The following is a 12,766-nucleotide window of genomic DNA, read 5'->3' as shown; positions in this document are numbered from 1 at the left end:
TTCCGCTGGTTCCGTGCACTGCCCGGGTTTCCCCCGGGCTGCGGGGGTTTCCCGCTGTTGTGCGGACCGCCGGGACGGCCGCAACTCATCGGCGCCGGCGGAGATTTCCCGCGCGCCTGCGGACGATCGACGGCGGTGTGGCGCAGCGGCACCCCGCCGCCGCGCGGCGGGACTCTCCGCCCTGGTGCCGTCGCCCGTGCCCCCGTCACCGACGTGCCGGAACAGCCCACCTAGGAGCCGCCGGGTTCCGGCTCATGGAGAGTGATCGCACCGGAGGGGCAGACGCCGGCGGCCGCCAGTGCTGCCCTGCGATGGGCGGTGGGCGGCGCGGCGTGCAGCAAGAGCACGCGGCCGTCGTCGGGATCCTGGTCGAAGACCCCGGGGGCGGTCAGTGCGCACATCCCGGCGCCGATGCAACGCTCACGGTCGACGCCCAGGCGTGTCGGCCTCATGACTCCTCCACGTCCCAGGCGACGGGCAGACTCTTCACCCCGTAGACGTCCGCGGTCTCCGGGCGCAGGCCGATCTCTTCAGCCGGTACGGCCAGGCGCAGCGTGGGGAAGCGGTCGATCAGCGCGCGGAACGCGACCCGCATCTCGACGCGGGCCAGCTGCTGACCCAGGCACTGGTGGATGCCGTGTCCGAAGGCCAGATGCCCGCCCTGCTGCCTCCGGAGGTCGAGCACGTCGGGATCGGTGAAGCGCTCCGGGTCGCGGTTGGCGGTGTTGTACGAAAGGATCACCGGCGAGCCCGCCTTGATGGTCCGGCCGCCCAACTCGACGTCTTCCAGCGCCGTCCTCATGAACGTCTTGGCGACACTCAGGTACCGCAGCAGCTCCTCCACGGCCCGTTCGTCGAGGGCGGGATCGGCGCGCAGCGCGTCCAGCTGCGCCGGGTGCTGCAGCAGTGCGAATGTGCCCAGCGCCAGCATGTTCGCGGTGGTGTCGAGTCCGGCCGCCAGCAGGATCAATGCGATGCCCTTCAGCTCTTCATCGCTCAGATCGCTGTCGGTGAGGTCGCTGAGCACGTCGTCCGTGGGGTTCGCGCGCTTGGCGGCCACCAGTCCGGCGAGGTATTCCTGGGTCGCGGTGTAGGCCGCGATCAGGTCCTCGTCGCTCGTCTCCCCGTCCATGAACGAGTAGACCTGCTCCTGGAAGGAACCCCGGTCCTGGTACGGCACGCCCAGGAGTTCACAGATGATGATCGCGGGGACGGGCTTGGCGAACGCGGGCACGAGGTCCGCCGGAGGCCCGGCCTTTTCCATGGCGTCCAGATGGTCGGCGGTGATCTGCTCGACGCGCTCGGTCAGCAGTCGCATCCGCCGTACGGTGAACTTGCCCATCAGCGGTTTTCGGTAGCGGCTGTGCCGAGGATCGTCCATGAGGAGGAACTCGCCGGGCGGTGCCGGGGGGATCTCGAAGTCCCCGTAATCGATGGTCGGGTGGAGCATGAGCTCCTTGCGCGAGCTGAATCGCGGATCGGCCAGGACCGACCTGACAAGGCCGTATCCGGTGATCAGCCAGCCGGGCTTTCCGCCTGGGAAGGTGTAGCTGCTGATGGGGCCGTGCCGTCGGGCGTCCATCAGCTCCGCCGGCGGGTCGAAGGGGCAGCCGGACGGACGTGCTGTCGGCAGCGTCGTGACGGTGTGGAGCGCTTCACCCATGACCATTCCTCGTCTCGCGATAGTACGCGTTTAACATGAATCGAAAGCTACGTTGCATTCAGATTCGCGTCAATCATAGATTGGTTATTTCCCCAGGTGAAGAGCGGTAAATTGATGCAATGATGATGGGTCCGAATGCAATGCTGTGTTGCAATGGGTGACGGTGAAAGCAATACTGGCGGCATGCCAGGAGGACGATTGACCCAACAGGAGCGCCAGCGCATCGCGGTCGGACTCGGCGATGGGCTCTCCTACGCCGAGATCGCCAGGCGGCTCGACCGGCCGACCTCGACGATCAGCCGGGAGGTCGGACGCAACGGCGGCCCCGGCGGCTACCGGCCCCAGCGGGCGCACCAGGAGACGGTCCGCCGGGCGCGGCGTGGCACGCCGGCACCTCCGCGCGCGGCCGGACAGCCCGGTAGCACCACAGGAATGGAAGAGGAAATCATCGAGCTGGCGGTCAGGTCGGGGATGCCGAGGATGACGGCACGCGTACACGTCGACCTGTTGCTGGCCGAGGACGGCAGGCGCACCGCGGCCGAGCTGACCCGCAGACTGAAGGTCAGCCCCGCATCCGTCTCCGTGGCCGTGAACTTCCTGGTCGAGCAGGGGTACGTCCGGCGCGAGCGCGATCCGCAGCGGCGTCGCGACATCTACGTCATCGACGACGACGCCTGGTACCACTCGATCGTGATCAGCTCACGGCTGACGCTCGAATCGGCGCACGCCGCCCTCGCCGCGGCGGAGACTCTCGGGCCCGACAGCCCTGTGGGACAGCGGCTGACAAGGGCAGGGACGTTCCTGGAGCGGGTCATCCTGGACATGAGGGACTCGGCCGACCGGTGGCGCTCTCTGCTGGCGTGATGGAACGCGCGGTCCTCCCGCTGGAGCCGGCGCACCATCTCCGCGACGTCCAGGGCGTCATGGAAGATCACCGCTTTCGTGCGCACCGGGCCGCCCGTCGGGCTCGGCCAGTTCCACCCGCACCGCGCAGACCTTGAACTCCGGCATCCGCGAGTCCGGATCGAGCGCCGGATTGGTGAGGGAGTTGGCCCGGCCCTCGCCGTCCCAGTGGAACGGCATGAACACCGTGTCGGAGCGGATGCCCCGCGTGATGCGCGCCGGTGCCACCGCGCGCCCGCGCCGTGAGACGACGGCCAGCGAGTCGCCGTCCTTTGCGCCCAGCCGGCCTGCCAGCCGCGGGTGAAGCTCGACGAACGGGCCCGGGGCCGCCTCGTTGAGCACGCCGACACGGCGGGTCTGCGCGCCCGACTGGTACTGGGAGAGGACGCGGCCCGTCGTCAGGCGGAGCGGATAGCCCTCGTCGGGTTCCTCGCCGGCCGGACGGTGCATCACCGGGACGAAGCGGGCCCGTCCGTCGGGCGTGGCGAAGCCGTCCAGGAAGAGCCGGGGGGTTCCGGGATGCGGGGACGTGACGCCGGTGCCCTCGTCCCAACTCCCCTCCGGGCAGGGCCAGAAGACGCCGTCCTCCGCCGCGATGCGCTCGTAGCTGATGCCCGAGTAGTCGGCGGGGCCGCCCGCCGAGGCGCGGCGCAGCTCGTCGAAGACCTGCTCCGGCGCGGCGGGGAAGCCCTTCTCCCAGCCGAGCCGCGCCGCCAGTTCCCCCAGCACCTCCAGGTCCGTGCGTACGCCCGCGGGAGGGTCGGTTGCCTTGCGGCGCAGCAGGACGCGGCCCTCCAGATTCGTCGTCGTGCCGGTCTCCTCCGCCCACTGCGTGACGGGAAGCACGACGTCGGCGAGGCGGGCGGTCTCGGACAGGACGACGTCGCACACGGCGAGGAAGTCCAGTGCACGCAGCCGCTGTTCGACGTGCGAGGCGTGCGGGGCGGAGACGACGGGGTTCGATCCGGCCACGAACAGCGAACGCACGTCACCGCCGAGCGCGTCGAGGAGTTCGTACGCGCTGCGCCCCGGGCCGGGCAGGCTCGCCGCCTCCACACCCCACACCTCCGCCACGTGTTCGCGTGCCGCGGGGTCGTCGAGCCTGCGGTAGCCGGGCAACTGGTCCGCCTTCTGGCCGTGTTCGCGACCGCCCTGCCCGTTGCCCTGCCCCGTCAGGCAGCCGTAGCCGGACAGCGGGCGGCCCGGACGTCCCGTCGCCAGGCAGAGGTTGATCCAGGAGCCCACGGTGTCGGTGCCCTTGGACTGCTGTTCGGGTCCGCGCGCGGTGAGCACCATGGCGTGCTCGGCGTCGCCGAACAGCCTTGCGGCGCGGCGCAGTTCGGGCACGGATATCCCAGTGACGCGCTCCACCAGCTCCGGCCAGTGAGCCATCGCCGCGCTGCGGGCCTCGGCCCAGCCGGTGGTGCGGCTCTCGATGTACTCGCTGTCGACCCGGCCCTCCGCGATGATCAGATGCAGCAGTCCCAGCGCGAGTGCCAGATCGGTGCCCGGCCGCGGCGCGAGGTGGAGGTCGGCCTGCTCGGCGGTGCGGGTGCGGCGCGGGTCGACGACGATCAACTTGCCGCCCCGCTCGCGCAGTTCGGTGAGATGGCGCAGTGCCGGCGGCATCGTCTCCGCGAGGTTCGAGCCGACGAGGACGACGCAGTCCGTACGGGCGACGTCCGCCAGCGGGAACGGCAGCCCCCGGTCGACGCCGAAGGCCCTGGTGCCCGCCGTCGCGGCCGAGGACATGCAGAAGCGGCCGTTGTAGTCGATCTGCGAGGTGCCGAGCACGACACGGGCGAACTTGCCCAGCGCGTAGGCCTTTTCGTTCGTCAGCCCGCCGCCGCCGAAGACACCCACCGCGTCCGGGCCGTGCTCGTCCCGCGTACGCGCCAGGGCCGCCGCGACGAGATCCAGGGCCTCGTCCCAATCCGCCGGTTCCAGCTCGCCGGAGGACGGGCGCCGCACCAGGGGCCGGGTGAGCCGGGCGTGCGGGGCGAGGACCTCGGTCGCGGTGCGGCCCTTCACGCACAGCGCGCCCCGGTTCACGGGGAAGTCGGGACGCTCCGCGACCTCAAGTCCCGTTCCGTCGCCGGACGTTGAGTGACGCAGCGTCATGCCGCACTGCAACGCGCAGTACGGGCAGTGCGTGTCGGTGCCGGTCCCGACGGGGACGGCGGCGAGGTCGGAGCGCATTACGCAAGCGTGGAACGCGCCTGTTACAGATGGCCGCGGCCCAGGTAACGAGCCGGGCAACGCGTGCTCAGCGCCACGGTCTCCCGCCGGTGAGGCGGCGGCTGTGAGCGCGACGAAACGAAGTCCGCAGGCCGGCGCAACAGCACTGCAAACACCCCGCGGCAGTCTCGCTGCATGAAGCCGTCGCCCGCACCGGAACCCACTCCCGGCCCCGGCCCCGAAGCCCGGCCGCTCCACGGCCTCGACAGCACGGCGCAGCTCATGACCCGGGTCACCACTCAGCTCCACACCCAGCTCACCGCCGTACGCCGGTCGGCGTCCGGCCCCACACTCGTGGCCGTGGCCCACGGGTCCCGCGATCCCGCCGCGCTGCGTACGGTCTCGGCACTGCTCACGTCCGTACGGGCTCTGCGGCCGGGGCTTCGCGTCGAGCTGGGCCACATCGAGCTGAACGACCCACTGCTGCCGCAGACCCTGGCCGCGCTGCCGGACCGCGGCGAAGTGGTCCTCGTCCCCCTGCTGTTCGGGCGGGGACACCACGTCAAGCACGACATCCCGCAGGCTCTGGCCGCCGTGCCGCACCTTCGGGGCAGCGTCTCCGAACCTCTCGGACCGCACCCGCTGCTCGCCGAGGCTCTGCACGGCCGGCTGACTGAGGCGGTGCGGCGCGAGAACGCCCGTCACGGCGCGGACTGCGACCTCGGGCAGGCCGGACCGGACGCCGTGGTGCTGGCCTCCGCCGGCTCACGCGACCCGGAGTCGGGCGAGGGCACGCGGCGGATCGCGGCCGGGCTGCATGAACGGCTCGGCGGTACCGTCCCCGTGCTCCCCGCGTATGCCTCCGCCGCCCGGCCGACCGTCGCCGAAGCCGTGCACACACTGCGCGCAGCCGGCCACCGCCGCATCGCACTCGCCTCCTGCTTCACAGCCCCCGGCCACTTCGCCTCGCGCTGCGCGGCCGCGGCCCCGTGGGCCGCCTCGGCGCCGATCGGCGCGCATGCCGCGATGGCCCGGCTGGTCCTGCACCGCTACGACGAGGCGCGGTCGGCGAGTGCCGCCGCGGCAACCGTGCGGCTCGTCGGCGCGTAGGGCCCGGCCAGCCGGTCTTCGGGCCTCCGGTGAGACCGGTTGTGACGGCATGGCGGCGGTCAGCGCGTCATGCCGCCGGTCCCGGCCGACGGGGGCGGGCACGCTCGGGGATGTGACGATCCGTCAGTTCCCCGCGATTCGAAACCGCCCACTATCGGAGCAATTTGCATATAAGCCTTCTTTCCTTCATAGGTTTCGTTTCGTTGCTCATTGCCCAGCGAAAGGAACCACATGAAGAAGAACGCGATGCGCTTCAGCGTGACGGTCCTCGCAGCGTTGACCCTTGCCGGCGGAGGACTCTCCACCGCTCACGCCGCCGACGGGGACTGGAAGAGCGGCCACGGCGACCGCAAGATCGTGGTGAAAGGCGACCACAACCAGATCGTGACGGGCGACAACAACGTGGTCGGCCGCGGCGAAGTCGAGAGCTCCGGCCACGGTGAGGTTCCGGAGTTCGGCAATGGCGCCGAGGCGTCAGCCCCGGCGTACGCCACGGTGCGCTCGAACGTCAGCGCCCTCATCGAGCGGGAGCATCCGACCACCGTCCCGCCGTCTCGTGAGGTCGGCAGGTTCCCTGCCGGCGCCAAGATCCCGGTCGCCTGCTACGTCACCAACGGCCAGAGCATCTACGGCAACACGACCTGGTACAAGGTGCGGGAGGGGAACGGCATTGAGGCCGGGTACGTCGCGGCCTACTACACCACTGGGCTCTCGGCTTACGCCCCCAAGTGCTGAGATCCTGACCGGGAGCACGTTCCGCGCCCCGCCTGCCACGGTCCGGCGGGATGAGCGGCCGGAACGGCGAAGGCCCCGCCCGGGCCGAGTGACCTCAGGGCACGCAGCGCGGGCGGGGCCTTCGCGTGTGTGCGGTCGGCGGGCGAGCCCAGCGGTTGTCAGGCCGAGCGTGCCGCCGCACGCCGCACGCCGCACGCCGCACGCACGTCACCGCGCGGCGTGCCCGGCCCGGCACGGCCCGGCGACAGCCCCGTGCCGGGCCGGGCACGACGGCCCTGCCGCTACCGTTCGCGTATGCACGGCACGCGCGACACAGAGACCGCCGGAACCGACGGCGCTCCCGGCCACTACGGCCCCTCCGACATCGAGCGCCGGGCGCCCGAGCCCGACAAGCGGCCGGGGCGCACCGCTTTCCAGCGCGACCGTGCGCGCGTGCTGCACTCGGCCGCACTGCGCAGGCTCGCCGGCAAGACCCAGGTCGTCGCGCCCGGAACGAGCGGGCAGGCATGGGACGCCTCTCCGCGCACCCGCCTCACGCACTCCCTGGAGTGCGCACAGGTCGGCAGGGAGCTTGGCGCGGCGCTCGGCTGCGACCCGGACCTGGTCGAGACGGCCTGCCTGGCACACGATCTGGGGCACCCGCCGTTCGGGCACAACGGCGAACGCGTACTGAACGAGATCGCCGCACCCTGCGGCGGCTTCGAGGGCAACGCACAGTCGCTGCGCCTGCTCTCCCGGCTGGAGCCCAAGCGGTTCCTGGAGGTGGACCCCGGCGGGCACGCCGGCGGGGTGTCGGCGCGGACGGGCGGCCCCGCCGGGAGAGCGGTCGCGGGCCCCGGCAGTTCCGGCGGCGGGGCTCTCCGCGTGCCCGTCGGCCTCAACCTCACGCGCGCGGCACTCGACGCGGCCACCAAGTACCCCTGGACGCTGGGCTCCTGCCCCGGTGATCCCTCGTCACCGAAGTTCGGCGTCTACGAGGACGACCTTCCCGTCTTCGACTGGGTCCGCCGCGGTGCCCCCGCCGACCGTACGTGCTTCGAGGCGCAGGTCATGGACTGGTCCGACGATGTCGCCTACTCCGTGCACGACGTCGAGGACGGTCTGCACGCCGGTCACCTCGATCCCAATGTGCTCCTCGCCGAACCCGAACGCCGGGACATCTTCACCGTCGCCGCGGGACGCTACGCACCCGACGCCGATCACGGCGAACTCGCCGAAGCCCTCGACCGGTTGCTGGACCAGGAGTGGTGGCCGCACAGCTACGACGGCTCCGCCGTGGCGCAGGCCCGGCTCAAGGACGCCACCAGCCAGCTCATCGGCCGGTTCTGCCTCGCCGCCGAGGGCGCGACCCGGGCCGCGTACGGATCGGGTCGCCTCACGCGCTACGCCGCCGAACTCGTCGTCCCGCGCCGTGTGCGGTTGGAGTGCGCGGTGCTCAAGGCCGTCGCGGACCGCTATGTGATGCAGCGCCCCGACCTGGAACGGCTGCGGGCCGAACAGCGCGTCGTGCTCGGCGAGTTGGCCGAGGCACTGGTCACCCGCGCACCCGAGGGTCTCGACCCGCAGTTCCGGGCGCTGTTCGGGGAGGCGGGGGACGAGGCGGCACGGCTGCGCGTCGTCGTCGACCAGATCGCGGCGCTGACGGACGTCTCGGCACGCTCGCTGCACGCACGCCTCACGCGGCCCCACCGGGGCCGGTGCTGACGGTCAGCTCGCTGCGGGCGCAGGCCGCGGGGCTCCGGCCGGAGGCGCGTCACCGGGGGCCGGGGGTGTCACGGGCGTCCGTCAGATGTTGCCGGGCGGACTGTTCGAGGTGGACCACGTCGCCGGCGACCGTGGCGAAGGTGAAGCCTTCGCGGAGGCGCTCGGCGGCACTCGCGCCGTCCGGGTTGTGGATGCCGGCGGCGACTCCGGCGGCAGCGGCGGCCTCTCGCACGCGGACCAGGGCGGCTTCGAACTCCTCCTCGACGCCCGGGTCGGTGGAGGTGGCGCCGCCGATGGCCAGCCGCAGGTCCGAAGGGCCGACGTAGATGCCGTCGAGGCCGGGAGTTGCGCAGATCCCCTCGACGTCGGCGAGTCCGTCCGCTGTTTCGATCATGGCGAGTACGACGGTCTGGTCGTGGGCGTCCGCCGGATCGGGGCCGATGCGCAGACCCGAGCGCATGGGCCCGTAGGAGCGGACGCCCAGCGGGGGATAGCGCACGGAGGCGACGGCGTCCGCGGCGTCCTGGGCGCTGTCGACGAGCGGGACGATGACACCGGTCGCGCCCGCGTCGAGCGCCCGTCCGATCGGTGCGGGGTCGTTGGCCTCGACGCGGACCAGGCCGGCGGCGGTGCTGCCCTTGGCGTCGATCGCCATCAGGTTGTTGAGCATGCCCTGGTAGCCGAACAGGCCGTGCTGCGCGTCCAGGGCGATGTAGTCGTAACCGACGCGTGCGAGACGTTCGACCATGACGGGTGCGTCGAGCAGCGACCAGTAGCCGATCAGCTGCCTGCGGGCACGCAGGTCCGCCGTGAACCGGGCGGGGGTCATGAGGGGCACCACCTTCTCTCTCAGTGTGTGGCCAGCGGGTGTGCTCGGCGGGTGTGATCAGCGGTTGTACGCGGGCATGGGGCCGCGCAGCGCCGCTCCCACCTCATCGCATGCCGCGGCGACGTCCGCCGGAAGCGGGCCCGCCTGTGCGCTGCGGATGTTGGCGCGCAGATGCCCGGTCCGGGAACCGCCGAGAAGGAGCGCGTCGGTGGAGGGGCGGCCGAGCAGCCAGCGCAGGGCGAGTTCGGTGAGCGGAACCCCTGCCCCGTCGGCGATCCCGGCCAGTTCCCCGACGGCGGCGAAGAGGCGCTCGTCCCAGTAGCGCTGCTTGTACATCGCGGCGAGCTTGGAGTCGCCGAACCTGCCTTCTGCGGGGATCCGCTCGAAGCGGTGGCCGCCGGTGAGCAGGCCCCCGCCGAGCGGGTTGTAGACCATGGTGCGCAGGCCGCTGGTGGCCGCGTACTCGACGTACTCCTCCTCGACGCGGCGGGCCAGCAGATTGTGCAACTGCTGGGCGACGACCGGACGGGGCGCGCCCGTCTCGTCGGCGGCACGCACGAGTTCGGCGATCTGCCAGGCCGCGTAGTTGGAGACACCGAGAGCGAGGACCTTGCCTTCGGTCACGAAGTCGGCGACTGCGGCGAGGGTTTCGGCGAGCGGCGTGGCCCGGTCGGGCTGATGCAGATAGAAGAGGTCGACGTGATCGGTGCCCAGCCGCTTCAGGCTGCCTTCCAGGGCCGCTCGCAGTCCGGTTCCGGAGAGCGGAGCGTGCCCGGCCTGGTCGGGGTGCGGGATGCCGGCCTTGGTGGCCAGCACGATGCGGTCACGGCGGCCGGGCAGCAGTCCCGCGAGGATGCGCTCGCTCTCGCCGCCCGCGTAGCCGTTGGCGGTGTCGACACCGGTGATGCCGGCTTCGAGTGCCACGTCCAGCATGGCGGCGGCGCCCTTGGCGTCGACGGTGTCGCCGAAGGTCATCGTGCCCAGAACGAGCCGGGAGAGCGGAACGGGGACGTTCGGCAGGACTGAGCCGGTGGTCACGGGGTGCGGTCCTTCCGTGAAAGGCGATGGCAGGCGATGAAAGGCGATGAGGGGGCGGGGCTCGCTGCCCATGCGACGAAGGTGCCGGGGTGGTGCCGACGCCCTCGGAGACGGGCGAGGGATCCATGGGTGCTGCGTTCCCGAAAAGGTGGCACGGTTGCGTGTTTCGCGCAAGAGGCTTCGCGCATTTTGTGCAAGCTGTGTCATCATCGGTGCACCGGCACGAACCCGGCCCGGCCCCAGGAGGTTCAACGTGTCCCCTGTGACCCGCAGCCAGCGGGCCCCCCGCCCCGTGCTCGCCCTCGCGGACGACCTGTCCGGCGCGGCCGAGACCGCCGCGGCGCTCGGTGTCCGCAGCAGGCTCGTGCTGGGCCCGGCGGTGGCGCACCCGGCCCCCGGGGAAGCCGTCGTGGCCGACCTCGACACCCGGAGGTCTCCGGCGGACGAGGCGGCCCGTGCCGTCCGCACCTCATTGGCAGCCGGGACACCGGGCGGCGCGGTGCTGTTCAAGAAGGCCGACTCGCTGCTGCGCGGGAACCTCGCCGCCGAGACGGCCGCCTACGCGTCGGGCGCCGAGGCCGTGGTGATCGCGCCCGCAGTGCCGGTCGCGGGCAGGACCGTCCGCGACGGCGTGGTGCATCTGCACGGCACACCGCTGCACGCCACGGACGCGTGGCGGGCCGAGCCCGGTCCCGTTCCCCGCTCGGTCTCCTCCTCCCTCGGCGCGATACCCACGACGGCGGTGCGGCTCGCCGACGTGCGGGCGGGCGTGGACGTGCTCGCGGCCCGGTTGCGCACCGCCGCCGGAGCCGGCAGGCACCCGGTCTGCGACGCCGAGACGCAGGCGGACCTGGACACCGTCGCCGAAGCGGCACTCCGACTCGGCCCGGGATTCCGGCTTCTGGGCGCAGGAGGGCTGGCCGTCGCCCTCGGACGCCGCCTCGCGGAGAGCCGGCCCCGCCAACAGGCCGAAGCCGAGGAGCTCTTGCCGCCCGGCTCCTCGGCCGACCGGCCCCTTCTCGTCGTGGTGGGTACCGCGGAACCGGGCGTCGTTGCGCAGATCGCGCAACTGGCGTCGGACGGAGTGGACCACATCGTCCTGTCCCCGGATGTGCTCGGCGGCACGGCCGAGCCCCCTCGGCTCGAAGTCGCCGCGTCCGGCACCACGGTGGTGAGCATCGACAACTCCCAGGGTGTGAGCCCCGGTTCGGGCCGGCGCCTCGTGACCGCCCTCGCCCGTTCCGTCGCGGACGTGCCGGTGCGGGCCGATCTCGTACTCACCGGAGGCGAGACCGCCCGGTGCGTGCTCGACGCGCTCGGCATCACCGAGCTGGCGCCCGCCGGCCAGATCCACCACGGTGCCGTCTGCTCGCGCTCACCGGACGGCCGGACGGTCGTCACCCGCCCCGGAAGCTTCGGCGACGGCGACTCCCTCCTGCGGATCGCACGCGCGCTGCGACCACCGCACCGGCCCCCTTCCCCGGAAACGTCCGCCACGCCCGCCGCACAACTGCCGCCCGTAGCGCAAGGAGAAGCCCTGTGAACGCAGCACCCGCCACTGTCCCGGCCGACCGGCCCGCTACCGACCGCCGTCCGCTCCCGGTCATCGCGGTGACCATGGGCGACGGCGCCGGCGTCGGTCCCGAGGTCGTCGTCCCCTCGCTGCTCCACCCGGAGACCCTGCGTGAGTGCCGCCCCATCGTCGTCGGCGACGCCCAACGGCTCCGTCGGGCTGCGGACATCCTCGGCGTCGAATGTGAGGTCGTCCCCATCGACGGCCCCGGCGACGCCCGGTTCGGCGAGGGCCGCATCAACGTCGTCGACCTCGGCCTGCTCCCCGCGGACCTGCCCTGGGGGGAGCTGTCCCCGGTGGCGGGCGACGCGGCCTACCAGTACGTACGCGTCGCCGCCGAACTCGCCGTCGCAGGAGACGTGCAGGGCATCTGCACGGCACCGCTCAACAAGGAGGCCCTGCACGCCGCAGGCCACCTCTTTCCCGGTCACACCGAACTGCTCGCCCATCTCACGGGCGTCGACGAGGTGTCGATGATGCTCTCCACGGAGAGGGTGAAGGTCATTCACGTCACCACGCACATCGGTCTCCTCGACGCGATCAAGCGCATCGAGCCGGGACTGGTGGAACGCACCGTGCGCCGCGGCCACGCGGCGATGGTGCGGGCCGGGACCACGCGCCCCGTCATCGGTGTGTGCGGCATCAACCCGCACGCCGGCGAGAACGGCCTGTTCGGATACGGCGAGGAAGAAGAAAAGATCGTTCCGGCCCTCGAGGCCGCCCGTGCCGACGGCATCGACGCCCGCGGGCCGCTCCCCGCCGACACCGCCTTCTTCCTGGCCTCCCGCGGTGACTACGACCTGATCGTGGCCATGTACCACGACCAGGGCCACGGTCCCGTGAAGGTCCTCGGCATCGAGGCCGGTGTGAACCTCACGGTCGGCCTGCCCGTCATCCGCACATCTGTCGACCACGGCACCGCGTTCGACATCGCCGGTACGGGCGTGGCGGAGGCCGGTAGCATGATCGAGGCTCTGCGGCAGGCGGCCGAAATGTCATCCTCGCCCGCCCGTTGACCACCGGCACATCGCCC

At 72.0% G+C, this 12,766-nt stretch carries 11 protein-coding genes; 6 read left to right on the top strand and 5 right to left on the bottom strand.

The genetic code is table 11. The features are described from left to right. Window positions 1-230 precede the first annotated feature (230 nt). Both EV375_RS07405 and EV375_RS07400 read right to left on the bottom strand, forming a co-directional pair. Window positions 231-452 carry a ferredoxin gene (locus EV375_RS07405; RefSeq protein ID WP_130298741.1) on the bottom strand — a complete coding sequence of 74 codons (222 nt, stop codon included), beginning with the start codon at window positions 450-452 and terminating at the stop codon, window positions 231-233. Further along, the gene (locus EV375_RS07400) at window positions 449-1,663 is read right to left on the bottom strand and encodes a cytochrome P450 (RefSeq protein ID WP_130298740.1); all 1,215 of its coding nucleotides are present in this window, start codon (window positions 1,661-1,663) and stop codon (window positions 449-451) included. Before EV375_RS07400 ends, EV375_RS07405 begins: the two co-directional genes overlap by 4 nt. A 183-nt stretch (window positions 1,664-1,846) precedes the next feature. Between EV375_RS07400 and EV375_RS07395 the strand changes: the two genes are divergently transcribed. Beyond that, window positions 1,847-2,527 carry a helix-turn-helix domain-containing protein gene (locus EV375_RS07395; protein ID WP_130298739.1) on the top strand — a complete coding sequence of 227 codons (681 nt, stop codon included), beginning with the start codon at window positions 1,847-1,849 and terminating at the stop codon, window positions 2,525-2,527. Window positions 2,528-2,584: 57 nt separating this feature from the next. Here the strand turns inward: EV375_RS07395 and EV375_RS07390 are convergent, their stop codons facing one another. After that, complete coding sequence (locus tag EV375_RS07390; RefSeq protein WP_130298738.1) at window positions 2,585-4,765, bottom strand: molybdopterin oxidoreductase family protein; 2,181 nt, start codon at window positions 4,763-4,765, stop codon at window positions 2,585-2,587. A gap of 174 nt (window positions 4,766-4,939) precedes the next feature. Between EV375_RS07390 and EV375_RS07385 the strand changes: the two genes are divergently transcribed. The 3 genes from EV375_RS07385 (at window position 4,940) to EV375_RS07375 (ending at window position 8,293) form a co-directional block, all read left to right on the top strand. Then, the gene (locus tag EV375_RS07385; RefSeq protein WP_130298737.1) at window positions 4,940-5,854 is read left to right on the top strand and encodes a CbiX/SirB N-terminal domain-containing protein; all 915 of its coding nucleotides are present in this window, start codon (window positions 4,940-4,942) and stop codon (window positions 5,852-5,854) included. A gap of 231 nt (window positions 5,855-6,085) precedes the next feature. Beyond that, window positions 6,086-6,589 (top strand): hypothetical protein, encoded by a 504-nt coding sequence (locus tag EV375_RS07380; protein ID WP_130298736.1) that lies wholly within the window; start codon window positions 6,086-6,088, stop codon window positions 6,587-6,589. Window positions 6,590-6,883: 294 nt separating this feature from the next. Then, window positions 6,884-8,293 (top strand): deoxyguanosinetriphosphate triphosphohydrolase, encoded by a 1,410-nt coding sequence (locus EV375_RS07375; RefSeq protein ID WP_130298735.1) that lies wholly within the window; start codon window positions 6,884-6,886, stop codon window positions 8,291-8,293. 49 nt (window positions 8,294-8,342) lie between these two features. On the opposite strand, the gene EV375_RS07370 is transcribed toward EV375_RS07375, so the two are convergent. Further along, on the bottom strand, window positions 8,343-9,122 hold the full coding sequence (locus EV375_RS07370) for an aldolase/citrate lyase family protein (RefSeq protein ID WP_130298734.1): 780 nt from the start codon (window positions 9,120-9,122) through the stop codon (window positions 8,343-8,345). 57 nt (window positions 9,123-9,179) lie between these two features. Next, window positions 9,180-10,160 carry an aldo/keto reductase gene (locus tag EV375_RS07365; protein ID WP_486588344.1) on the bottom strand — a complete coding sequence of 327 codons (981 nt, stop codon included), beginning with the start codon at window positions 10,158-10,160 and terminating at the stop codon, window positions 9,180-9,182. 253 nt (window positions 10,161-10,413) lie between these two features. On the opposite strand from EV375_RS07365, the gene EV375_RS07360 reads away from it, so the two are divergent. Then, window positions 10,414-11,703, top strand: a complete 1,290-nt coding sequence (locus EV375_RS07360) for a four-carbon acid sugar kinase family protein (RefSeq protein WP_486588343.1) — start codon at window positions 10,414-10,416, stop codon at window positions 11,701-11,703. Further along, window positions 11,700-12,749, top strand: coding sequence for a 4-hydroxythreonine-4-phosphate dehydrogenase PdxA (pdxA, locus tag EV375_RS07355; protein ID WP_486588342.1), 1,050 nt, complete (start codon window positions 11,700-11,702; stop codon window positions 12,747-12,749). The genes EV375_RS07360 and pdxA overlap by 4 nt, the downstream gene beginning before the upstream one ends. The last annotated feature ends 17 nt before the right edge of the window (window positions 12,750-12,766 follow it).

This window comes from Streptomyces sp. CNZ301 (assembly GCF_004217425.1).
The sequence above is the reverse complement of the archived record's forward strand: the minus strand, read 5'-3'. Positions and strand labels throughout refer to the sequence as shown.

What these genes read in the sequence shown, in the direction of transcription:
- EV375_RS07370 (WP_130298734.1), bottom strand. Translation starts at nt 9,122, where the DNA reads ATGACCCCCGCCCGGTTCACGGCGGACCTGCGTGCCCGCAGGCAGCTG.
- EV375_RS07400 (WP_130298740.1), bottom strand. Translation starts at nt 1,663, where the DNA reads ATGGGTGAAGCGCTCCACACCGTCACGACGCTGCCGACAGCACGTCCG.
- EV375_RS07390 (WP_130298738.1), bottom strand. Translation starts at nt 4,765, where the DNA reads ATGCGCTCCGACCTCGCCGCCGTCCCCGTCGGGACCGGCACCGACACG.
- EV375_RS07385 (WP_130298737.1), top strand. Translation starts at nt 4,940, where the DNA reads ATGAAGCCGTCGCCCGCACCGGAACCCACTCCCGGCCCCGGCCCCGAA.
- EV375_RS07395 (WP_130298739.1), top strand. Translation starts at nt 1,847, where the DNA reads ATGCCAGGAGGACGATTGACCCAACAGGAGCGCCAGCGCATCGCGGTC.
- EV375_RS07375 (WP_130298735.1), top strand. Translation starts at nt 6,884, where the DNA reads ATGCACGGCACGCGCGACACAGAGACCGCCGGAACCGACGGCGCTCCC.
- EV375_RS07380 (WP_130298736.1), top strand. Translation starts at nt 6,086, where the DNA reads ATGAAGAAGAACGCGATGCGCTTCAGCGTGACGGTCCTCGCAGCGTTG.
- EV375_RS07405 (WP_130298741.1), bottom strand. Translation starts at nt 452, where the DNA reads ATGAGGCCGACACGCCTGGGCGTCGACCGTGAGCGTTGCATCGGCGCC.